The following is a 20,712-nucleotide window of genomic DNA, read 5'->3' as shown; positions in this document are numbered from 1 at the left end:
GTCAGACCCGCTCAAGCGCGATGGCGATGCCCTGGCCGACGCCGATGCACATGGTGGCCAAAGCCAGCTTGCCGCCGCGCTCGCGCAACTCGAGCGCCGCCGTGCCGGTGATGCGCGCGCCCGACATGCCGAGCGGATGACCGAGCGCGATGGCGCCGCCATTGGGGTTTACATGCTCCGCTTTCTCGGAAATTCCGAGTTGGCGGAGCACGGCAATGCCCTGGGAGGCGAAGGCTTCGTTCAATTCGATGACATCGAACTGTCCCGGCGTCAGGCCGAGGCGGGCGCAAAGCTTCTTCGTGGCCGGCGCCGGGCCGATGCCCATGATACGCGGCGCCACACCGGCGACGGCACCGCCGAGGATGCGGGCGATCGGCGTCAGCCCATGCTTCCTCGCCGCTGCTTCGGAGGCGATGATGAGGGCGGCAGCGCCGTCATTGACGCCGGAAGCGTTGCCGGCGGTCACCGTACCACCCTGGCGGAACGGCGTCGGCAGTTTGGCCAGAGCCTCTGTAGTGGTGCCGGCGCGGGGGTGTTCGTCCTTCGCGACGACGATCACGTCACCCTTCCTCTGCGGGATGGTCACCGGCGTGATCTCCTTCGCCAGCCGGCCACTCTCTTGCGCGGCCACCGCCTTGTCCTGGCTGCGTACCGCGAAGGCGTCCTGGTCGGCTCGGGAGACGGAAAAATCCTCGGCGACGTTCTCGCCGGTCTCCGGCATGGAATCGACGCCATATTGTTTCTTCATCAGCGGGTTGACGAAACGCCAGCCAATGGTGGTGTCGTAGATTTCGGCGTTGCGCGAGAAGGCGGCGTCGGCCTTCGGCATGACGAAGGGAGCGCGGCTCATCGATTCGACGCCGCCGGCAATCATCAGCTCGGCCTCGCCGGCCTTGATGGCGCGCGCGGCGATGGTGGCGGCGTCCATGCCCGAGCCGCAGAGGCGATTGACAGTCGAGCCGGGGGTATCCTGCGGCAGGCCGGCCAGCAGCAGCGCCATGCGCGCCACGTTGCGGTTGTCCTCGCCCGCTTGATTGGCGCAGCCATAGACGACGTCGTCTATCGCGGCCCAATCGACGCTCTTGTTGCGCTCCACGAGCGCCCGCAACGGGATGGCGCCCAGATCGTCGGCGCGGACGGAGGACAGCGCACCGCCGAAGCGGCCGATCGGCGTGCGGATGTAGTCGCAGATGAAGGCTTCAGTCATCTAGGCAGCTTTCCCTTTGGCGGTCCCTTGATGCGCTGCCTTGGTGCGGGCCTGCAGGTCGCGCAATGTCTTCAGCTCGAGTTCCGTCGGCGCCGGCGTCTCGTCAAGGGCCTGCGCGAACTTGACCGTCCAGCCACAGGTGTCCTGCACCTGCTCGCGGCTGACGCCCGGATGCAGCGAAACGACGGTGAATTCCTTAGTCGCCGGGTCGGGCTTCCAGATGGCGAGGTCGGTGATCAAAAGCGTCGGGCCGGCGGTGTCGATGCCGAGGCGCTGGCGGTGATCGCCGCCGTCGCCATGGCCGAAGGAGGTGAAGAAGTCGATCTTCTCGACCATGCCGCGCTTCGACTGCGCCATGGTGATGTAGACCTGTCTCGACGAGGTGGCGATCTCCGGCGCGCCGCCGCCGCCGGGCAGGCGGGTCTTGGGATGCGCATAGTCGCCGATGACGGTGGTGTTGATGTTGCCGAACTTGTCGAGCTGGGCGGCGCCCAGGAAGCCGATCGAGATGCGGCCGCCTTGCAGCCAGTAGCGGAACATCTCCGGCACCGCGACGGTGGTGACCGCCGTCTCGCACAATTCGCCGTCGCCGATCGACAGCGGCAGCACGTCCGGCGCGGTGCCGATGGTGCCGCTCTCATAGATCAAGGTGATATCCGGCGCATGCGTCAGCCGCGCGACGTTGCAGGCGGCCGACGGCGCGCCGATGCCGACGAAGCAGACATCGTCGCTCTTCAGCGCGCGGCTGGCGGCGATCGTCATCATCTCGTTGGGTGTGAAGCCCAGATCGGTCTTGTCGCTCATGCGGCTTTCCTCAGATGCTCGACGCGGCCGGCAAAGTCGTCCGCGCTGCTTTCGATGACGTTCTTCCGGATCCATGCCTGGAAGCGCTCGCGGTCGGCGGCGATCTCGTCCCATTCGAGATAAGCGGCGTTGTCGCGTTCGTAGTAGCCATGCGTGTAGGAGGGGTGCGAGCCGCCCGGCACGACCGAAATCGTCGCGATCGTCCAGTTCGGCAGCACGGTGAGGTTGGGATGGAGGTCGTCGAAATTGTCGACCACTTCCTCGACCGTCACCACGGCGCGCTTTGCGGCAAGAACGGCCTCCTTCTGGATGCCGATGATGCCCTCGACCAGCACATTGCCTTTCCGGTCGGCCTTTTGCGCGTGGATGAAGGTGACGTCCGGCCGGATCGAGGGAACAGCGGCCAGCGCCTCGCCGGTAAAGGGGCAGGTGACGGATCTGATGTTGGGATTGACCGCGGCAAGACCTGCGCCTCGATAGCCGCGAAACACCGCGCAAGGCAGGCCGGCGGCGCCCGCCTCATAGGCGTTGGCCATGCCGGCATGGCTGTGCTCTTCGACTTCGATGGCTTGCGGAAAGCCGTTCTCGATCGCGTCGCGGGCGCGCCTGAGCAGGCCGACGCCCGGATTGCCGACATAGGAGAAGACGACCTTCTTCGCCATGCCCATGCCGATCATCTGGTCGTAGATCAGGTCGGGCGTCATGCGGACCAGCGTCAGGTCGCGAAAGCCCTGGCGGATCGCCTCATGCGCGGCGGCGGTCGGGATCAGATGCGTGAAGCCCTCGAAAGCGACCGTGTCGCCGTCATGCAGATTTTCCGCGACCGCCTCTTTCAGCGGCAGGAACTTGACCATCTCAAGGCTCCGTCGATTGCGAGAAGTTCGTATTGCGAACATATGTTTTATATGAGATACTTTTAGCTCCAATCGTTGCGTGGAGTCAACGCCAGCCCGGAGATGTCCGTGGAAGAGGAATCCATTTCACGCGACCATGTCGGTTCGCTGGAACGCGGCCTGGCGGTGATGGAGATCCTCGCGCGTCACCCCGCCGGCATGACGCTGACCGAGATGGCCGAGGAGGCGGATCTCACCCGCGCGGGGGCCCGACGTTTTCTGCTGACATTGGTCGCCACGGGCTACGCGTCGCAGTCCGGCCGGCTGTTTTCGCTGTCGCCGCGCCTTTTGACCGTCGCAAGGACTTGGCTCGGCGGCGCGTCGCTCTGGACCTTCGCGGCACCGATCATGCGCGAGGTGGCCGGCAAATTCGACGAGGCCTGCAATGCTGCGGTGCTGTCCGGCGAGGATGTCGTCTATGTCGCGCGCATCCCCGGACGGCGAATCTTAAGCGTCGCGCTCGATGTCGGCACGCGGCTGCCGGCCTATTGCACGTCGATGGGGCGGGCGCTGCTTTCCGGCCTGTCGGCGGATGACTTGAAGACCTTCCTTGCCGAAGTTGCGATCGAGTGGCGAACGCCGAAGACGATCACCGGCCGCGCCGCGCTCGGCAAGGCCGTCGACAAGGCAAGAGCGGAGGGCTTTGCCATCGTCGACGAGGAGCTGGAGCTCGGCCTACGCTCGATCGCGGTGCCGATCGTCGATCGCGCCGGCCGCACCGTCGCGGCCATCAACGTCTCGACCCAGTCGGCGCGTTTCTCGGTCGAGGCGATGGAGCGCGACATCCTGCCGGTGCTGCGACAGGCCAAGCAGCGCGTCGAGGAGTTCTTCTTCGTTTGACGGCCCGCCGATTGGCGGGCCGAAGCCCGTTGACGCTTCATTTCAGATACGTTAATGAACAGGATTATACAGGTTCATTGAACAGGTATCGATATGGCCCGTCGCACGATGCAGCTCTCACCCGGCACGGGCAAGCCCGAGCAGATAGCGACGGTTCTGGAGCATGAGATACGCTCCGGCCTGCTTGGCTTCGGCGACCGCCTGCAGAGCGAGAACGAGCTCGTCCAGCGCTTCTCCGTCAGCCGCAACACGGTCCGCAAGGGGCTCGAGGAACTGTCGAGCCGGGGGCTGATCACCACCAAGGTCGGCATCGGCTCCTTCGTCACTTTCGACGGCATGCCGGTCGATGACGCGATCGGCTGGTCACGCGCGCTTGCCAATGCGGGTGCCAATGCCGAGACCCGCACCTTGCGGCTCGAGATCATCGAGGACGCGGAACTGGCGGCGAGGCTCGGGGTCGAGAGTTCGTCCTTCATCGCCGTCGACCGTGCCCGTACCAATGCCGACGACGGCCACGCCATCTCGATCGAACGTAGCCGCCTGCCGCTGTCGCCCGAATTGGAAGACATACCCCTGCGCGGCCTGCGCGAAGGCACGCTGCACCAGACGCTGCGCGGGGCAGGACTCGTACCCGATCACGGCGAGGAATGGGTCGACATCGAGATGCTGAGCGCGGCCGACGCCGCGATCCTCGCCTGCGCGCCGGGCACGCCGTTCCTGCGCACACGCCGCCTGACGCGCGCCGCCGACGGGCGCGCCATCGAATTCGTCACCAGCCTGCTCAACCCCGCGCATTTCGCGCTTCACCTGGAGTTCTGAGCATGGCGGACGCTGCCTCGATGGATCGGGCAATGGGCGCGCTGATTGGCGGGGCGCTTGGCGATGCGCTCGGCATGCCGACGCAGCTTCTGTCGCCGGCCCGCATCGCCGAGCTCTACGGCCATGTCGAGGATTTCGTTGCGCCTGCCGCCGATCACCCGGTGTCGAAAGGGCTGCCGGCCGGCGCGATCACCGACGACACCGAGCAGGCGCTGCTGCTTGGCCGCATCCTCGTCGAGTCCGGCGAGCGTTTCGACCATGCGCGCTGGGTCAACGCGCTGCTCGACTGGGAGCGGGACGTCAAGGCGCGCGGCAGCTACGACCTGCTTGGACCATCGACCAAGCGCGCCATCGACGCCATCAACAGCGGCGTGCCGGCGGAGGAGGCGGGGCGCAGCGGCGACACCAATGGCGCGGCAATGCGGATTGCGCCCGTCGGCATCATGATGCCGCCGGAGCCGCTCGACGCGCTGGTCGCCAAGGTGGCGCAGACCTGCCGGGCCACGCACAACACCTCGATCGCCATCGCATCCGCATCCGCCGTCGCAGCTGCCGTCAGTCTCGGCGTCTCGGGCGGCGACTGGCGCGCCGCTGCCGGCCATGCGGTCGCAGCGGCACGGCTAGGTGCCGCGCTCGGCCATTGGGTCACCGGCGGCGACATCGCCGCGCGCATTGTCTGGGCGCAGGCGCTTGTTCGCGGCAAGGCGGAGAAGGAGGCAATCAAGCTGGTCGTCGACCTGATCGGCACCGGCGTCGCCAGCCAGGAATCGGTGCCGGCGGCCTTCGCGGTGCTGGAGGTCGCGCAAGGCGACGCATGGCGGGCGGCCGTCATCGCGGCCAATCTCGGTGGCGACACGGATACGATCGGGGCGATCGCCGCCGGCATGGCGGGCGCATGCGCCGGGCTGTCGAAGCTGCCGCAGGATCGCATCGCCCAACTGCATGGCATCGACATAGCGGATGTCCGCTCGCTGGCCGGGGATCTGGTCGCGGCACGCGGCTCCAAGACCGGCCCAGGCAAGGAGGACGCGGCGTGAGCGGGCGGCTCGTCCATGTCGGCAGCGCGGTGGTCGACTATGTCTACCGCATCGATGCCTTGCCGGCGGCCGGCACGGAAAAGACCGCGTCAGCTTACGCCCGGGTCGCCGGCGGCGGCTTCAACATGATGGTCGCGGCAAGCCGCACCGGCATGAAAGTGGTGTTCGGCGGCCAGCTTGGCACCGGACCGGACGGAGACTTCCTGCGCGCAGCCTTCGCCGCCGAAGGTATCGAAACGCTGACGCCACCGTCGCCCTCGATGGACAGCGGCAATTGTGTCGCCATGATCAGCGGCGACGCCGAACGCACCTTCGTCTCGTGGCCGGGCGCCGAGAGCCGGCTCACGCCGGACATGATGGCGCCCGTCCAAGCCGTTGCGGGCGATTGGGTTTTCACCTCGGGCTATACGCTGAGCTATCCCGGCAGCCGCGACGTGCTCACCGACTGGATCGAGGCGCTGCCGGCCGGCATTGCTTTCGTTTTCGATCCGACTCCGGTGATCGCCGATATTCCACGGCCGATCCTGGACAGGGTGCTGGCGCGTACGACCTGGCTGAGCTGCAACACCAATGAGGCCGCCGAGATTGCCGGCGCCGGCGATGCCCAGACCGTCGCCGTTCGATTGCTTGAACAGCACTGCCTGAAGGCGGCGGGTGTCGTCATTCGCGCCGGCGCGCATGGCTGCCTGGTGCGCATGGCCGACGGCGGCACCCGCGCGGTGCCCGGTTTCAAGGTGGAGGCGGTCGATACCAATGGCGCCGGCGACACGCATATCGGCGCTTTCGTGAGTGCGCTGTCGCGTGGCCTGTCGCCTTGCGAAGCGGCCCGCTACGCCAATGCGGCAGCGGCCCTTTCCGTCACCCGCCATGGCGGGTCTTCGGCACCGACGGACACAGAGATCCAGGAATTCCTGAGCCATCGCGATCAAGCAGCGATCGCGCATGACTGGGAGGAAGCGACTGCAACTTAACAAGCCCATCAACCGGGCGAACAATGAGAGGAAAGAAAACATGCGCATGCCCAGACTGACCGCTTTTCTGGCGGCGACCGCCGTCTTCGTTTCAGCATTCACGCTCGCCGCCCAGGCCGCCGAGGAAGTGCATGTGCTCAACTGGAAGGGCTATGGCGCCGACGAGCCGTGGGCGGTCGCCAATTTCGAGAAGGCGACCGGCTTCAAGGTGGTCAACGACTTCTTCAACTCCGAACAGGAGATGCTGACCAAGATCCGCACCAATCCCGGCCTCTACGACGTCGTCATGATCAATGCCGCCTTCAACGACCAGGCGATGGCCGGCAAGCTGATCCAGCCGATCGATACGTCCAAGCTCTCCAACTATGCCGACATCGCCAAGGATAAGGCCAGCTCGCCGATGCTGAACCATGACGGCAAGGTCTATGGCGTGCCGTGGGTGTGGGGTCTGACGGCTCTGGCCATCAACGACAAATCCTTCGACAAGCCGCCGACGAGCATCGCCGAGATGTGGGATCCGGCGCATAAGGGCCGCGTCATCATCCGCGACGACGCCGTCGAGGCGGTGCAGTTCGGCGCGCTGGCGTCGGGGCAGAACATCAACGACATCAAGGATATGGATGCTGTCAAGGCAAAGCTCACCTCGCTGATGCCGCAGATCAAGACCTTCTGGAGCTCGGAAAACGACTGGAACCAGATGGTCGCCTCCAACCAGATCGACATCGGCACCTATTGGAGCGGCTCGGCCGACCGCGCCAAGACGCATTTCAAGCTGCCGGTCTCGCTGGTCATCCCGCAGGAAGGCTCGGTCGCTTGGCTCGACGCCTTCTCTATTCCCGTCGGCTCCAAGAACGTCGCCGGCGCCGAGGCCTTCATCAACTACATGATCGACCCGAAATTCTACGTCGAATGGGTCACCAAGGTCGGCGCGCCGGTCTCGGCCAACACCAAGGCGGTCGACGCGCTGCCGGAGGATGCCTTCAACCGCAAGGTCATGGGCAGCCCCGATGTCGCCAAGCGCATCCAGTTCCAGGCGCCGATCACCGATGAGCAGCGCGAAAAATACCTGGCGCTGTGGCAGGAGCTGAAGGTCAACGTGAAGTAATCAGGCTGCTTCGGGGCGGAGAGAGGCAAATGGCTGACCTGCTTGCGATCGGTTCACGCCGCGGACTGAGGCCTGCCCTGCCGCTCCTCCTTCCCGCCTATCTGTGGCTGACGGTGGCGATCTTCCTGCCGCTGTCGGCCATGGTGTTCTTCTCCTTCATGACCGACCTGCCGCTGGCAGGCAAAGAGTGGTCGTTCACACTCGGCAACTACGCGGCCTTCTTTTCGCAAAGCCTTTATTCGACACTTCTGTTCGCCTCGCTGCGGCTTGGCCTCGAAGTGACGCTGTGGTGCATCGTCATCGGCTATCCTGCGGCCTATGTGCTGGCCAAGGTGCTCAAAGGGCGCAGTCGCGAGGCGATCTTCCTGCTCGTCATCCTGCCGTTCTGGTCGAACGGGCTGGTGCGCATCTTCTCCTGGGCGATGGTGCTGCGCGAAGGCGGCATCCTCGACACGGCGCTCAACGCGGTGCTGCCGTTCAAGATCAACATCGATCTCATGTATTCCTATCCGGCCGTCATCATCGGCCTGGTGCATTCCTATGTGCCCTACATGGTGCTGACTTGCTATCTCACGCTGCAGGCCATCGACGACTCGCTGATCGAGGCCGGCCGTTCGCTCGGCGCGTCGCGGCGGCAGGTGCTGTGGCGGGTGATCATCCCGCTGTCGATGCCGGGCCTGATCGCGGGCTCAGCGCTCATCTTCGTGCCGGTGGTCGGCTCGTTCATGGAGCCGCGCATCCTCGGCGGCCGCACCGGCACTTTTTACGGTACCGTCATCGAGGACCAGTTCGTCGCCGTGTTCAACTGGCCGCTGGGCGCCGCGCTCTCCTTCATCCTGCTCGCCGTCGTGCTGATCATCCTGGCGCTGGCCGCGCCTGTCCTGCGGAGGGCTGCGTGATGGCAACGACGCGTATCCTCGAATGGCTCGGGCGCTTCTACGTCGTGCTTCTGCTCGGCTTCCTCTACCTGCCGATCATCATCATGGCGGCGATGTCCTTCAACGCTTCGCCCTTCTACCAATTGCCGTTCGAGTGGACGACGGACTGGTACGCCTCGCTCTGGCAGAACGAGCAGCTGATCGCGGCGACCTGGAACAGCATCGAGATCGCGGTCATCACCACTTTGATCTCGACCGTGCTGGGCTCGATGGCTTCGCTCGCGTTCTACCGCCACGAGTTCCGCGGCAAGAAAGTGCTGCAGGCGCTGCTCTTCCCGCCGATCGCCATTCCGTGGCTGATCACCGGCACGGCGATGCTGATCTTCTTCTTCGGCGTCGGCATCGGACGCGGGCTTGTCGCCATCCTGCTCGGCCATGTCGCGCTGGCGCTGCCTTATGTCATCGTCGTCGTCTCCGCCCGGCTGCAGACCTTCGCACCGGAGTTGGAGGAGGCGGCGCGCTCGCTGGGCGCCAACCAATGGCAGGTGACCATGCGTGTGACCTTGCCCTGGATCATGCCCGGCGTGATCGCCGGCGGGCTGTTCGCGTTTGCCGTGTCGTTCGACCAGTTCGTGGTTTCGTATTTCCTGTCGACGCCCGGCCAGACGACGCTGCCGGTCGAAATCTACGCCGCGATCCGCAAGGGCTTCACGCCCGAGATCAACGCGGTCTCGACGATCATCATCGCGGTGTCGATGGCGCTGATGCTGCTCACGGCGCGCTTCTTCAAATTCGGCGGAGAGAAATAATGGCTGGCGTCCAGGTCGCGAACGTCTCCCGCAGTTTTGGCGCGCACAAGGCGTTGGACGATGTGTCGATCGATTTTGCCGATGGCGGCTTCTATGCGCTGCTCGGGCCCTCGGGCAGCGGCAAGACCACGCTGCTCAGGCAGATCGCCGGCTTTGATTTTCCCGACGCCGGCCGTATCGCCATCGGCGGCGAAAGCGTCGAGCGCGTGCCGGTCGAGAAGCGGCGCATCGGCATGGTGTTCCAGAACTATGCGCTGTTTCCCAATATGAGCGTCGCCGACAATGTCGCCTTTGGCTTGTCGGTGCGCGGTGAGCCCAAGGCGACGATCGCGACGGAAGTGCAACGCGCGCTCGACCTCGTGCAGCTCGGCAAGCTTGGCGGACGCAAGCCGCACCAGCTCTCGGGCGGCCAGCGCCAGCGTGTCGCGCTCGCCAGGGCCATCGTCACCAAGCCGCGCGTGCTTTTGCTCGACGAGCCGCTCGGCGCGCTCGACAAGGCGTTGCGCGTCGACATGCAGATCGAGCTGAAACGCATCCAGCGCGAGATCGGCATCACCACCATCTTCGTCACGCATGATCAGGAAGAGGCGCTGACGATGAGCGACCGCATCGGCATATTGCGCGACGGCAGGCTGGTGCAGGAGGGGCCACCGGAGGAGATCTATGACCGGCCGCAAAGCGAGTTCGCCGCGACCTTCCTCGGCGACGCCAACATCTTTCGCGGCGATGCGACCGGCTCCGGGATCAGGCTGCCGGACGGCACGACGATCGCAGCCTCGACAGGCGCATCGGTGCCGGCGGGCGCCAAGGCGAGTTGCGCGGTGCGGCCGGAGCGCATCCGGATCTCGACCGGCGCGGCAAAGCCTGATGCGGGCAATGCGAATACGCTCAAGGGGCAGGTCTCCAGACGCATCTTCGCCGGCAACAACAGCACCTATTTCGTCGACCGTGACGGCCAGACGCTGAAGGTGATCGTCCAGAACACCGGCGCGGAGCGTTTGGCAGAAGGTCAGCCCGTCGTGCTCAGCTGGTCGCCGGACAGCACGGTGCTGATCGCGGCCTGAGACTGTCAATCCTCGAAGCCAGGCCGAGACGGCTCATATTTCCGGGATGCTCTCGCGGAAGATAACCTGCAGCCGCGGCTGGTGGAGCTCGTAGGGCAACCCTCTGACCGAGTGCGACAGGATGTTGAGCGCCTCCCTGGCCTCGACCCGCGGGTTCTGGTCGATCACCGCATCGAGCGTACCGTCGAGGAGAAGCTCCTTGGTGCCGTCGGTCACCTCATGGCCGAGGAAGATGATCTCCTTCGCCCGTCCGCGCTCCTTCAGCGCGCGGGCGATGCCGGTGTTGCCGGCGCCGACATTGTAGATCGCGGCAAGGTCGGGGTGGCGCTCGAGCAAGGCGTAGGCCTCCGAATAGGCCTTTTCGCGGTCATCGAGCATTTCGCGCATCTCGACGATCTCGAGGTTGGGAGATTCTTCGGCGACGATATGGCGGAAGCCCATCTCGCGTTCCTCATGGCCGCGATAGGCGAGCGAGCCGGCGAACAGCGCGACCTTGCCCGGACGTCCGGTGCCCATGAAGCGGTTGAGAAGATAGCCGGCCAGCCGCCCGGCGGCGCGGTTGTCGATGCCGATATAAGCGACCCTCGGCACATGCAGGATGTCGGAGGCAATGGTGACGACCTTGACGTCGCTGGCCGAGAGCGAGCGGATCGCCTCGCGTACCGTCGGATGGTCGAGCGCGATGACGCCGACGCCTTGCGTCTGGCCATGCAGGTCCTGCAGCAGGCGGGCGAGCCGATCGGGGTTGAAGCCTTCGATGGTGGTCACGCGGACGTCGAGGTCGGGCCGCGTCAGCGCCTGCGCCTCGATGTGCCGATGCAGCAGCTTGATGAAGGAGTTTGTGCCGGCCGGCAGCGCGAAGTCGAGCCTTATCGTCTGTCCCGGCACGGCTCGCTGCGGGGCGCCGTTCGGCGTTTCGGCGATGTAGCCCAGGCGCTGCGCCATCTCGATGACGATTTCGCGCGTGCGAGCACGGACGCCCGGCCGGTTGTTGAGCACGCGGTCGACCGTGGCCGGCGAAACGCCGGCTTCGCGGGCTATGTCTGTCAGGGTTGACCGCACGTCGAGCACCTCATCGCAAGCATCAAAATCACGCAGCTTCCACTCAGTTCCGGAAAACGCCTCAGCAGCGACCGCGATTCTGATGTGAAATGATGTAACCGCCCTTGGCTTGCGCGCAAGCCGGCGCGGTAGATAAGGCGGCGAAGGTCGGGCCAAGCCGGTCGGATCGAGGCGAGAATCCCTCAAATCCAAGCAATAGGCGCGAGGTGACGGGTATGGTGGACTGCATTATCTCCCTCATTTGCGATCTTATGACGTGTTTTGAGTATTTATGATGTTGACAGGCTTCACGCGCTGTCGTCAATATCCCTCACGCGGGCCATGGAGGAACAGGCCCCGAGGGAGGAATTTGATGTCTCATTTGATCCGCATGTCGCGGCGCCGCCTTTTGGCGTCCGGAGGAAAGGCCGCGGTGTTCGTCGCCGCGACTGGTATTGCACCGCAGTTCATTCGTCCCGGCCGCGCCTTCGCGGCGGATGCGCTGGCGCCCGGCATGATCGGCGGGCCGACCGGCTTCGACGGTGCGGAGCGCTATCAGTACGGCCCCGACACGCCGGAAGGGCGCGCGGTCGAGGCGGCCAAGGCCCTGAAAGCGGCCGGCAAGGCGCCGGCGAAGATCGTGCTTGGCCTGTCCGACGGCTCGATCGGCCAACTGACCAAGCCGTTCCCGGCCGGTGCGCCGTCGATCAAGGATCTCTGGGAGAAGGAAACTGGCATCCAGATCGAGATCGTCGGCCTCCCCAACGGCCAGGAATTCACCAAGACGATGCAGGACATTTCCACCAAGGGTGGGGCCTATGACATCTACTCGACCGAATGGAACCGCCTTGGCGATCTCGCCGAAACCGGCGGCATCGCCAAGCTCGACGACTTCGTTGCCAAGCACAAGCCGGAATGGGACGACCCGAAGCAGGGCTACGTCAACGGCGCCAAGGGCGTTTCGCTGCTCAACCAGTATCGCGGCTCGACCTATGGCGTGTCGCTCGACGGCGACTTCCAGACCTGGGTCTACCGCACCGACCTGTTCAGCGATGCCGCCGAGCAGAAGGCCTTCAAGGACAAGTACGGCTACGACCTTGCCCCGCCGAAGACCTGGAAGCAGCACAGCGATGTCGCTGCCTTCTTCCAGCGGCCAGACAAGGGCCTGTTCGGCTCGACCGACCTGCGCAACCAGGGTTGGGGCTACACCAACTGGTACCAGCGCTATGTCTCGATGGCATCGCCTAACCAGTTCCTGTTCGGCGACGACGGCAAGCCGCTGATCAATTCCGAGCAAGGCGTCGCCGCCACCAAGGAATATGTGGAGTCGCTGGCGCATCATTCGCCGGACGCCATCTCGTGGGGCTGGCCGGAGCAGTATGGCAACTTCGCCAAGGGCGGTGCGGCGATGACCTGCGCCTTCTCCAACCTGCCGAAATTTCTCGACAATGCCGGCAACAAGGATTCCGCCGTCACCGGCAAGATCGGCTCGATGCTGCCGCCGGGACGCGAGATCGACGGCAAGCTGATCAGCCGCTCGGTGCTCTGGTTCTCGCTGACCGGCATGGTCTCGTCGCAGTCGAAGAATCCGGAGGCCGCCTATCTCTTGCTGCAGTGGCTCGGCTCGGCCCGCATCTATGCCTGGATGAGCGCCAATCCCGGCGGCTATCTCGATCCGTTCCGGCTGTCGGACTTCGCCGATCCGCTCGTACGCCAGACCTATCACGCCTACCACATGGACGTGGTGCGCGAGACCGTGGCGCGCACGGTGCCGACCATCAACTATCCCGGCGCCACGGCCTTCCACAACGCGCTCGACGAGAACCTCATGGCCTCGCTGACCAAGGCCAAGACGCCGGAGCAGGCGATGGCCGACACCGAGCGCGAGTGGAAGAGGATCGCGCGCCGCATCGGCGAAGACAAGCTCAACGAAGCCATCAAGACCAACAAGGAGGCCTGGCCGACCGTTCTCGACCCGATCAGCTGATCCGTCTCCCTGGATCAGAAGCGGAGGGGAGGGGCGTCAGCTCTTCCCCTCCTTCCTAACGTCACCAGCAAAGCAGCCAGATGAAGCGTTCCGTTCCCTTCGAGATATTCCGCTACGCCGCGATCCTCGCGGCGATGGCGGTGACGCTGGTGCCGATCCTGTGGATGGTGTCGATGGCCTTCAAGCCGATCGGCGAATGGTCGGCGACGGGCGCCGACCTGACATGGTGGCCGAGGCAGCCGACGCTTGCCAATTTCCAGTTCGTGTTCGGCCACTCGACCAACGACCTGATCGTCGCGCTCGACCACACGGCGGTGAAGCCGATCCTGTCGTCGCTGCTGTCGGCGGTGTTCGGGACCGTGATCGCCATGTCGGCGGGCACCGCCGCGGCCTATGGCCTGTCGCGCTTCGGCTCCGGCCAGAATCTGCCGCTGGCGCTGATCCAGCTCCGGCTGTTTCCGCCGATGGCCGTGATGATCCCGGTGATGATCATGTGGGCGTTCCTCAACCTCAACGACACATGGTGGGGGCTGGCGCTGATCTACGGCATCGTCACGCTGCCCTTCGCCTTCTGGCTGATGAAGACCTTCTTCGACGACTTGCCGCGCGAGATCGAGGAGGCGGCGCTCGTCGAGGGCTGCTCGCGGCTGCGCGTCTTCACCCGCATCACGCTGCCGATGATGCGCGCGCCGCTGGCGAGCGCCGCGCTCTTCGTGTTCATCCTCAACTGGTCGGACTATCTCATCGCGCTGCTGCTCACCACGCGCGAATGGGTGACGATCCCCGTCTACATGGCGTCGCTGTCGTCCTCGATGACCGGGCAGCTCTATGGCGCCAAGGCGGCGCTCGGCCTGATCGCGGCGGTGCCGCCGGTCATCATGGGCATCGCCATCCAGCGCCACCTGGTGCGCGGGTTGACCTTCGGAGCGCTCAAGCAATGAGCGCGGTGACGGCGACGATTGCGGAGGACAAGATGGAGGCGCGGACAAAGCCCGCCACGCCTAATGAAGGCGCGCGGCTGGGCTTCCGCCTGACCCTGCCGGCGCAGATCCTGGTGCTGTTCATCTCGGCCTTTCCGCTCTTGATGCAGCTCTACATCAGCGTCACCGACTGGTCGCCGCTGTCGGGCATCGGCTGGTGGAACGCCTGGGAGATGTGGAATAGTTTCGCCAACTATACAGACCTTGCCGCAGACACGCGCTTCTGGAGCGCGCTGCAGCGCACGGCGATCGTCATGCTGGTCTGCGTGCCGGCGGAGTTCCTGCTCGGCCTGGCGCTGGCGACGCTGTTCGCCGACGACTTTCCCGGCAAGCGCATCTTCTACTCGATCCTCTTGATGCCGATGATGGTCGTGCCAGCGGTCGCCGGCTACATGTTCTTCATGCTGTTCCAGTCAGGCGGACCGGTGAACGATATCCTGTCGAGGATCGTCGGCGGCCCCGTGACGATCGCCTGGCTTTCCGATCCGACCCTGGCGCTGATCGCGGTGATGGTCGCCGACATCTGGCAATGGACGCCGCTGATGTTCCTCATCCTGCTTGCTGGCCTGGTCGGCGTGCCGGAAGACCAGATGAAGGCGGCGACGCTGCTCGGTGCCAATGCGTGGCAGCGCTTCACCACCATCGTGCTGCCGAAGATGAAGACGATCATCATCATCGCCCTGGCGATAAGGGTGATCGAGAACTTCAAGATCTTCGACACGCTCTACATCATGACCGGCGGCGGTCCCGGCGTCGCCACCGAGACGATCTCCGTCTACATCTACAAGGTCACCACTCAGGACCTGATCTGGGGCTATGTGGCGGCGATCGCTCTCGCCATCCTGATCGTGCTTTCGATCGTCGCGGTCTACGCCATGAAGCGCATGGCCAAGGGCCGAGAGGTGCCGGTATGAGCGCGATCCACCTCAAGAACCTCACCAAGAGCTTCGGCGACTTCGCCGCGCTGAAGACGATGGACCTCGAAATCGCCGATGGCGAGTTCATGGCGCTGCTCGGACCCTCGGGCTGCGGCAAGTCGACGACGATGAACATGATCGCCGGCATGGAAGAGCCGACCAGTGGCAGGATCCTGTTCGGCGAGCGCGACATGGCCGGCGTGCCGATGGGACGGCGCGGCGTCGGCTTCGTGTTCCAGAACTACGCCATCTTCACCCATATGACGGTGCGCCAGAACCTCGCCTACGGACCGAAGATGCGCGGCGCCGCCAAGGCCGAGATCGACCGCCGCGTCGGCGCCATCGCCGAGATGCTGCAGCTCTCGCCGCTGCTCGACCGCAAGGCTGACCGGCTTTCGGTCAACATCCTGCAGCGCGTGGCGATCGGCCGCTCGGCGATCATGGAGCCAGCGATCTTCCTGCTCGACGAGCCGCTCTCCAATGTCGACGCGGCCTTCCGCGCGGTGATGCGCACGGAGCTGAAGCAACTGCAGCGCCAGTTCAGGCAGACGATGGTCTATGTCACACACGACCAGCTCGAAGCGATGACCATGGCCGATCGCATCGCGGTAATGGATCATGGCGTGCTGCAGCAAGTCGGCACGCCGCTCGAGGTCTACAACAACCCGGCCAATGTCTTCGTCGCCCGCTTCATCGGCGCTCCAGGCATGAACCTGCTCAAGGGCATGCCCGCCGAAAGCGATCGCGGGCTGGTCGTGGATCTGGGACCGCTCGGCGTCACACCGCCCTTGCCGGATGAGCTCGCTCCGGCCGTGAGAGCTGCGCGCGGCGACGTCCTCTACGGTTTCCGGCCGGAGCAGGTGACGCTTGCCGAACGCGGGCTCTCGATGCCGGTAAGCTTCGTCGAGCGGATTGGCGCGCGCACCATCGTCCATCTCGGCGAAGGCGAGGGCGCGGTGAAGGCGGTGTTCGAGAACGATGTCGGATCATCGGTCGGGCAGATAGCGGTCGTCGCGCCGCCAGCCTCGTCGGTGCGCGTCTTCGACGCCGCCACCGGTCTTGCAGTGAAGGCGGGCTGAGCCATGGCCGATATCGTTTTCCGTAATGTCACCAAACGCTACGGCAGCACGCTTGCTGTGGACGATGCTTCCTTCACCGTCAACGACAACGAGTTCTTCTGCTTCTTCGGGCCGCCGCTGTCGGGCAAGTCGACGATCCTGCGCCTGGTGCTCGGCCTGGAAGCGCCGGATCAGGGCGAGATCCTGATCGGCGGCAAGCCGGTCAACAGCGTCTCGCCGGCGGAGCGCAACGTAGCCATGGTGTTCCAGAACCTGGCGCTGTTTCCGCATATGAGCGCGCGCGACAATGTGCGCTTCCCGCTGGTCGAGCGGAAGGTCGCGGAAGCCGAGATCGAAAAGCGGCTGGCCGACGTCGCCGCCAAGCTGCATATCGGCCATATCCTGCACAAGCCGCCGGCGCAGCTCTCCGGCGGGGAGCGGCAGCGCGTGGCGATCGCGCGCGCCTTGGTGCGCGACCCGGTAGCCTATCTCATGGACGATCCGATCTCGGCGCTCGACGCGCGGCTGCGCGAGGAGACGCGCGTCGAGCTGAAACGCATCCAGCGCGAGCTCGGCAAGACGCTGATCTATGTCACGCATGACCAGGAGGAGGCGATGTCGGTCGCCGACCGTATGGCCATCCTCGAGAACGGCCGCATCAGGCAGATCGGCGCGCCGGCGGAAATCTACGACCGGCCGGCAAGCGCCTATGTGGCGCGCATGCTGGGCTCGCCGATGATGAACATCCTGCCGTCGGTTCGTGGCGCGAGCGGGATCGAAGCGGCGGAAGGCGTAATCCGCATTGCCGATGCCGAGGCGCCGGCCGAGGCGATCGAGATCGGGCTCAGGCCGGAGGACATCAAGGTCCGGCCCTGGACAGACAACGGGACGGCGGAAGGCCGCCCGGCGCGGGTGTTCGAGGTCGAGCCGCTCGGCGGCTACACCGTGGTGACTTTAGCCGCCGGGCAGGCGCGACTCAGGGCGCTGCTGCGCGGTCAGCCTGATATCAGGCCGGATGCTATGGTGGCGATATCCTGCGAGCCGGCCAAAGTGCACTATTTCGGCCAGGACGGGGGCGCGCTTTGACGGCGGTCGTAAGCATTGAATTTCGGGAGGAAGAGATGGCAGAAAAAGGCTTCGAGCCGGACGTCAAGGTTCGCACCAGGGACTACAGGATCGGTTGCGTCGGCGCCGGCATGATCATGGCCGAGTGCCATCTGGCGGCCTACAAGGAAGCAGGCTTTCCGGTGGTGGCGATCGCCTCGCGTACCAAGGCGAATGCTCAGAAGGTCGCCACCCGCTGGGGCATTCCGACCGTTCACGACACGCCGGAACAACTGATCGAGGATCAGAAAGTCGACATCATCGACCTCGCCTTTCCGCCGGACCAGCAGCCGGCGCTGATCAGGCACGCGTTGAAGCAGAAGCACATCAAGGCGATCCTGGCGCAAAAGCCGCTGGCGCTGTCGGTCGAGGAAGCCGTCAAGCTGCGCGACGAGGCGGCTAAGTCCGGCAAGATCCTCTCGGTCAACCAGAACATGCGCTACGACCAGTCGATGCGCGTCTTGAAGCAGATCATGGACAGCGGCGCGCTCGGCGACATCGTCTTCGCGCAGATCGACATGCACGCCATCCCGCACTGGCAGACCTTCCTTCAGGGCTACGACCGGCTGACGCTCGCCAATATGAGCGTGCACCACCTCGACGTGCTGCGCTTCCTGTTTGGCGATCCCGACGAGATCACCACGCTGACGCGCAAGGACCCGCGCACCCAGTTCGACCATTCCGATGGTATCACCGTCTCGACGCTGCGTTTCCCGTCGGGCGTGCTTGCGGTCTCGCTGGAAGACGTCTGGTCCGGCCCGCGCCAGAAGGGTTATCGCGACGATCAGCACATCAACTGGCGCGTCGACGGCACCAAGGGCGTCGCCAAGGGCACGATCGGCTGGCCGACGGGCGCGGCCTCGACGCTGACCTACGCTTCGGCCGAGACGACCAACGGCGAATGGGTGAGCCCGAGCTGGGAGACGATGTGGTTCCCGCATGCCTTCATCGGCGTCATGGAGCAGCTCCAGCACGCGGTGAAGACCGGCACGCCGCCGGCACTCTCCGTCGCCGACAACGTCAAGACCATGGCGCTGGTCGAGGCAGGCTACCGCTCGATGGCGGCCGGCCGAACGGTCAGGCTCTCCGAAATCCCGACAAACTGAATCAACTGAATCGCTTACAAGGAGGAACTCACATCATGATGCAGGCAGGCATTTTCACGGGCTACTTCCCGTACGGCCTCGAGGAGACGGCGACGAAGATCCGCGGTCTCGGTTTCAACACGGTGCAGCTCGACCTGCACTTCAAGGACATCGACCTCTCGGCCGGCCAGATCACCAAGGACAAGGCAAAGAAGGTGCGCGACACCTTCCGCGAGCACAACCTGCCGATCTGCTGCGTGTCGGGCTATACGAACATCATCCATCCCGACAAGGCGGAGCGCGAGAAGCGCGTCGGCTATCTCAAGGAGATCATCCGCAACGCGCGCCATTTCGGCTCGCCTTACGTGATCTCGGAGACCGGCACCTACAACACCGAGTCCGACTGGGTGCATCACCCCAAGAACAAGACCGAGGAAGGTTTTGAGGAGTGCCGCAAGGTGATCGCCGACCTCGCCCAGACGGCTTACGACCACGGCGCGGTGTTCCTGCTCGAGACCTATGTCAACAACGTCGTCGGCTCGGTCGAGGAGACGGTGAAGATGTTCGCGCAGGTCGACCATCCTGGCCTCGGCCTGCTGATGGACCCGACCAACTATTTCGAGACCCACAATATCGACCGGATGGACCAGATCCTGAACCAGGTCTTCGACACGCTGACCGACAAGATCCGGATTGCCCACGCCAAGGACGTCAAGCGTTCTGGCGACGACAAGTCGGAAAAGCATGCCGATATCGGCGACGCCGACGCGATGGAAAGCCACACCTTCCGCGGTGTCGGCGAGATCGAGCTGCCGGCGCCGGGCCTCGGCTCGCTGAACTACGATCTCTACCTCCAGCGTCTGGCCGAGAAGCATCCGAACATCGCGATGATCATCGAGCATCTGTCGGAAGACGACGTGCCGCGCGCCAAGAAATTCCTCGACGGGAAGTTCCGCGCCAACGGTCTCTAAAGGTCATGCGGGCGCCGTCTTTCGGACGGCGCCCGCGGCTTGGACGAAGCAACGTGGAGGAAACGAGATGTTGAAATTCGGATTGAAACTGGCGGCCGCGGCGGCCGTATTCGCCGGCGTCGCCTTCGGCTCGGCCGCGCAGGCCGCGGATGGCCAGAAGACGTTCTACCTGTTGTCGCATGGCGGCCCGTCGGACGCGTTCTGGATCGACTGGAACGCCGGCGCGACCAAGGCCTGCGAACAGCTCAAGGTCACCTGCAAGATCTCCTTCAGCGGCGGCGACATGGCGGCGCAGAAAGAGGCCTTCAACTCGGCGCTGGCCGCCAAGCCGGATGGCATCGCCACCACTTCGGCACAGCCCGGGCTGTGGACCGAGGAAGTGAAGGCGGCGAAGGCCGCCGGCATCCCGATCGTGTTCTTCAACACGGACGACCCGGCGACCGGCCGCCAGGCCTATGTCGGCGCCGACCTCAAGGAAGCCGGTGCCATCTGGGCGAAGTATCTCGTCGACCACAAGATGGTGAAGCAGGGCGACAAGGTGTTCCTGCCGGTCGAGGTTCCCGGCGCCAGCTACCAGCAGCTCGAGACCGAGGGCATCGCCAGCGTCTTCGATCCGCTCGGCATCAAATATGACGTGGTCGATTGCGGCACCGACCCGGCCGGCATCATCGCCAAGATGACCGACTATATGGTCGCCAACAATCCACCGGCGATCATCGCGCTCGGCGATTCCGTGGCGGCCAGCGTCAAGCGGGTGTTCGACGGCGCAGGCATTCCGGCCGGCAAGATCCCGGTCGTCGGCTGGGGCAATTCCAAGGAGACGGCGCAAGCGGTCAAGGACGGCTTCGTCAACGCCGCCGCCTGGCAGTATCCTTCGGCGCAGGGCTTCATGCCGGTCGCGCTGCTTGGCCTGGCGGCTTCGGGCGAGCCGATCGGCTACGACATCCACACGTTCGGCCTCTACGACGCCTCCAGCGTCGACCCGATCCTGAAGCTCTACGACAAGAAGTAAGGGAATCGGCGCCCGCCGTTCCAGCGGCGGGCGCCACGCAGAAAGCATGGTTCAGCAAGTCATGGTCCAGCAAGTCGGGGCAGTTACAACGGAAGATGGCGCGGGGCGCGCGAAAGGCAGGTCGAGCCTG

Annotated in this window: 20 protein-coding genes; 16 read left to right on the top strand and 4 right to left on the bottom strand. The window is 64.9% G+C overall.

Annotated features, from left to right (window positions below; translation table 11 throughout):
* Window position 1: 1 nt before the first annotated feature.
* The 3 genes from pcaF to FJ471_RS07380 are packed head-to-tail and all read right to left on the bottom strand — an operon-like array spanning window position 2 to window position 2,865.
* Complete coding sequence (gene pcaF / locus FJ471_RS07390; RefSeq protein WP_140802515.1) at window positions 2-1,207, bottom strand: 3-oxoadipyl-CoA thiolase; 1,206 nt, start codon at window positions 1,205-1,207, stop codon at window positions 2-4.
* A complete protein-coding gene (locus FJ471_RS07385) occupies window positions 1,208-2,011 on the bottom strand; it encodes a CoA-transferase subunit beta (RefSeq protein ID WP_140802514.1) in 804 nt (267 codons plus the stop codon).
* Window positions 2,008-2,865 (bottom strand): CoA transferase subunit A, encoded by an 858-nt coding sequence (locus FJ471_RS07380; RefSeq protein WP_140802513.1) that lies wholly within the window; start codon window positions 2,863-2,865, stop codon window positions 2,008-2,010. Before FJ471_RS07380 ends, FJ471_RS07385 begins: the two co-directional genes overlap by 4 nt.
* A 108-nt stretch (window positions 2,866-2,973) precedes the next feature.
* Between FJ471_RS07380 and FJ471_RS07375 the strand changes: the two genes are divergently transcribed.
* The 8 genes from FJ471_RS07375 (at window position 2,974) to FJ471_RS07340 (ending at window position 10,427) form a co-directional block, all read left to right on the top strand.
* Complete coding sequence (locus FJ471_RS07375; protein WP_140802512.1) at window positions 2,974-3,744, top strand: IclR family transcriptional regulator C-terminal domain-containing protein; 771 nt, start codon at window positions 2,974-2,976, stop codon at window positions 3,742-3,744.
* 93 nt (window positions 3,745-3,837) lie between these two features.
* Window positions 3,838-4,563, top strand: coding sequence for a GntR family transcriptional regulator (locus tag FJ471_RS07370; RefSeq protein ID WP_140802511.1), 726 nt, complete (start codon window positions 3,838-3,840; stop codon window positions 4,561-4,563).
* A 2-nt stretch (window positions 4,564-4,565) separates the two neighbouring features.
* Complete coding sequence (locus tag FJ471_RS07365) at window positions 4,566-5,600, top strand: ADP-ribosylglycohydrolase family protein (protein WP_140802510.1); 1,035 nt, start codon at window positions 4,566-4,568, stop codon at window positions 5,598-5,600.
* Window positions 5,597-6,571: a PfkB family carbohydrate kinase gene (locus FJ471_RS07360; RefSeq protein WP_140802509.1), complete on the top strand. Its 975-nt coding sequence runs from the start codon at window positions 5,597-5,599 to the stop codon at window positions 6,569-6,571. Before FJ471_RS07365 ends, FJ471_RS07360 begins: the two co-directional genes overlap by 4 nt.
* Before the next feature lie 40 nt (window positions 6,572-6,611).
* Window positions 6,612-7,676, top strand: a complete 1,065-nt coding sequence (locus FJ471_RS07355; protein ID WP_140802508.1) for an ABC transporter substrate-binding protein — start codon at window positions 6,612-6,614, stop codon at window positions 7,674-7,676.
* Between the two features lie 29 nt (window positions 7,677-7,705).
* A complete protein-coding gene (locus FJ471_RS07350; protein WP_140802507.1) occupies window positions 7,706-8,575 on the top strand; it encodes an ABC transporter permease in 870 nt (289 codons plus the stop codon).
* Complete coding sequence (locus FJ471_RS07345; protein ID WP_140802506.1) at window positions 8,575-9,363, top strand: ABC transporter permease; 789 nt, start codon at window positions 8,575-8,577, stop codon at window positions 9,361-9,363. Before FJ471_RS07350 ends, FJ471_RS07345 begins: the two co-directional genes overlap by 1 nt.
* A complete protein-coding gene (locus tag FJ471_RS07340; RefSeq protein ID WP_140802505.1) occupies window positions 9,363-10,427 on the top strand; it encodes an ABC transporter ATP-binding protein in 1,065 nt (354 codons plus the stop codon). The genes FJ471_RS07345 and FJ471_RS07340 overlap by 1 nt, the downstream gene beginning before the upstream one ends.
* A 33-nt stretch (window positions 10,428-10,460) precedes the next feature.
* Here the strand turns inward: FJ471_RS07340 and FJ471_RS07335 are convergent, their stop codons facing one another.
* Entirely contained in the window at window positions 10,461-11,489 is a 1,029-nt protein-coding gene (locus FJ471_RS07335; RefSeq protein WP_140802504.1) for a LacI family DNA-binding transcriptional regulator, read from the bottom strand.
* 352 nt (window positions 11,490-11,841) lie between these two features.
* On the opposite strand from FJ471_RS07335, the gene FJ471_RS07330 reads away from it, so the two are divergent.
* The 8 genes from FJ471_RS07330 to FJ471_RS07295 all read left to right on the top strand — a co-directional run bounded on the left by FJ471_RS07330 (window position 11,842) and on the right by FJ471_RS07295 (window position 20,582).
* Window positions 11,842-13,455: an extracellular solute-binding protein gene (locus tag FJ471_RS07330; protein ID WP_140802503.1), complete on the top strand. Its 1,614-nt coding sequence runs from the start codon at window positions 11,842-11,844 to the stop codon at window positions 13,453-13,455.
* Between the two features lie 80 nt (window positions 13,456-13,535).
* Window positions 13,536-14,396, top strand: a complete 861-nt coding sequence (locus tag FJ471_RS07325; RefSeq protein WP_140802502.1) for a carbohydrate ABC transporter permease — start codon at window positions 13,536-13,538, stop codon at window positions 14,394-14,396.
* Entirely contained in the window at window positions 14,393-15,349 is a 957-nt protein-coding gene (locus FJ471_RS07320; RefSeq protein ID WP_140802501.1) for a sugar ABC transporter permease, read from the top strand. The genes FJ471_RS07325 and FJ471_RS07320 overlap by 4 nt, the downstream gene beginning before the upstream one ends.
* Window positions 15,346-16,431 carry an ABC transporter ATP-binding protein gene (locus FJ471_RS07315; RefSeq protein WP_140802500.1) on the top strand — a complete coding sequence of 362 codons (1,086 nt, stop codon included), beginning with the start codon at window positions 15,346-15,348 and terminating at the stop codon, window positions 16,429-16,431. The genes FJ471_RS07320 and FJ471_RS07315 overlap by 4 nt, the downstream gene beginning before the upstream one ends.
* A 3-nt stretch (window positions 16,432-16,434) precedes the next feature.
* A complete protein-coding gene (locus tag FJ471_RS07310) occupies window positions 16,435-17,496 on the top strand; it encodes an ABC transporter ATP-binding protein (RefSeq protein ID WP_140802499.1) in 1,062 nt (353 codons plus the stop codon).
* Window positions 17,497-17,531: 35 nt separating this feature from the next.
* Window positions 17,532-18,620, top strand: coding sequence for a Gfo/Idh/MocA family oxidoreductase (locus FJ471_RS07305; protein WP_140802498.1), 1,089 nt, complete (start codon window positions 17,532-17,534; stop codon window positions 18,618-18,620).
* Between the two features lie 35 nt (window positions 18,621-18,655).
* A complete protein-coding gene (locus FJ471_RS07300) occupies window positions 18,656-19,570 on the top strand; it encodes a sugar phosphate isomerase/epimerase (RefSeq protein ID WP_140802497.1) in 915 nt (304 codons plus the stop codon).
* 67 nt (window positions 19,571-19,637) lie between these two features.
* Window positions 19,638-20,582: a substrate-binding domain-containing protein gene (locus tag FJ471_RS07295; RefSeq protein WP_140802496.1), complete on the top strand. Its 945-nt coding sequence runs from the start codon at window positions 19,638-19,640 to the stop codon at window positions 20,580-20,582.
* Window positions 20,583-20,712 lie beyond the last annotated feature (130 nt).

The sequence above is a fragment of the Mesorhizobium sp. B2-7-1 genome (genome assembly GCF_006440735.1).
Classification (GTDB): domain Bacteria; phylum Pseudomonadota; class Alphaproteobacteria; order Rhizobiales; family Rhizobiaceae; genus Mesorhizobium.
The sequence above is the reverse complement of the archived record's forward strand: the minus strand, read 5'-3'. Positions and strand labels throughout refer to the sequence as shown.

Bases quoted from the DNA above. Each gene is read 5' to 3' on its own strand.
- FJ471_RS07340 (WP_140802505.1), top strand. From the start codon at position 9,363: ATGGCTGGCGTCCAGGTCGCGAACGTCTCCCGCAGTTTTGGCGCGCAC.
- FJ471_RS07365 (WP_140802510.1), top strand. From the start codon at position 4,566: ATGGCGGACGCTGCCTCGATGGATCGGGCAATGGGCGCGCTGATTGGC.
- FJ471_RS07370 (WP_140802511.1), top strand. From the start codon at position 3,838: ATGGCCCGTCGCACGATGCAGCTCTCACCCGGCACGGGCAAGCCCGAG.
- FJ471_RS07355 (WP_140802508.1), top strand. From the start codon at position 6,612: ATGCGCATGCCCAGACTGACCGCTTTTCTGGCGGCGACCGCCGTCTTC.
- FJ471_RS07325 (WP_140802502.1), top strand. From the start codon at position 13,536: ATGAAGCGTTCCGTTCCCTTCGAGATATTCCGCTACGCCGCGATCCTC.
- FJ471_RS07300 (WP_140802497.1), top strand. From the start codon at position 18,656: ATGATGCAGGCAGGCATTTTCACGGGCTACTTCCCGTACGGCCTCGAG.
- FJ471_RS07295 (WP_140802496.1), top strand. From the start codon at position 19,638: ATGTTGAAATTCGGATTGAAACTGGCGGCCGCGGCGGCCGTATTCGCC.
- FJ471_RS07350 (WP_140802507.1), top strand. From the start codon at position 7,706: ATGGCTGACCTGCTTGCGATCGGTTCACGCCGCGGACTGAGGCCTGCC.
- FJ471_RS07310 (WP_140802499.1), top strand. From the start codon at position 16,435: ATGGCCGATATCGTTTTCCGTAATGTCACCAAACGCTACGGCAGCACG.
- pcaF (WP_140802515.1), bottom strand. From the start codon at position 1,207: ATGACTGAAGCCTTCATCTGCGACTACATCCGCACGCCGATCGGCCGC.
- FJ471_RS07380 (WP_140802513.1), bottom strand. From the start codon at position 2,865: ATGGTCAAGTTCCTGCCGCTGAAAGAGGCGGTCGCGGAAAATCTGCAT.
- FJ471_RS07320 (WP_140802501.1), top strand. From the start codon at position 14,393: ATGAGCGCGGTGACGGCGACGATTGCGGAGGACAAGATGGAGGCGCGG.
- FJ471_RS07330 (WP_140802503.1), top strand. From the start codon at position 11,842: ATGTCTCATTTGATCCGCATGTCGCGGCGCCGCCTTTTGGCGTCCGGA.
- FJ471_RS07345 (WP_140802506.1), top strand. From the start codon at position 8,575: ATGGCAACGACGCGTATCCTCGAATGGCTCGGGCGCTTCTACGTCGTG.
- FJ471_RS07385 (WP_140802514.1), bottom strand. From the start codon at position 2,011: ATGAGCGACAAGACCGATCTGGGCTTCACACCCAACGAGATGATGACG.
- FJ471_RS07305 (WP_140802498.1), top strand. From the start codon at position 17,532: ATGGCAGAAAAAGGCTTCGAGCCGGACGTCAAGGTTCGCACCAGGGAC.
- FJ471_RS07315 (WP_140802500.1), top strand. From the start codon at position 15,346: ATGAGCGCGATCCACCTCAAGAACCTCACCAAGAGCTTCGGCGACTTC.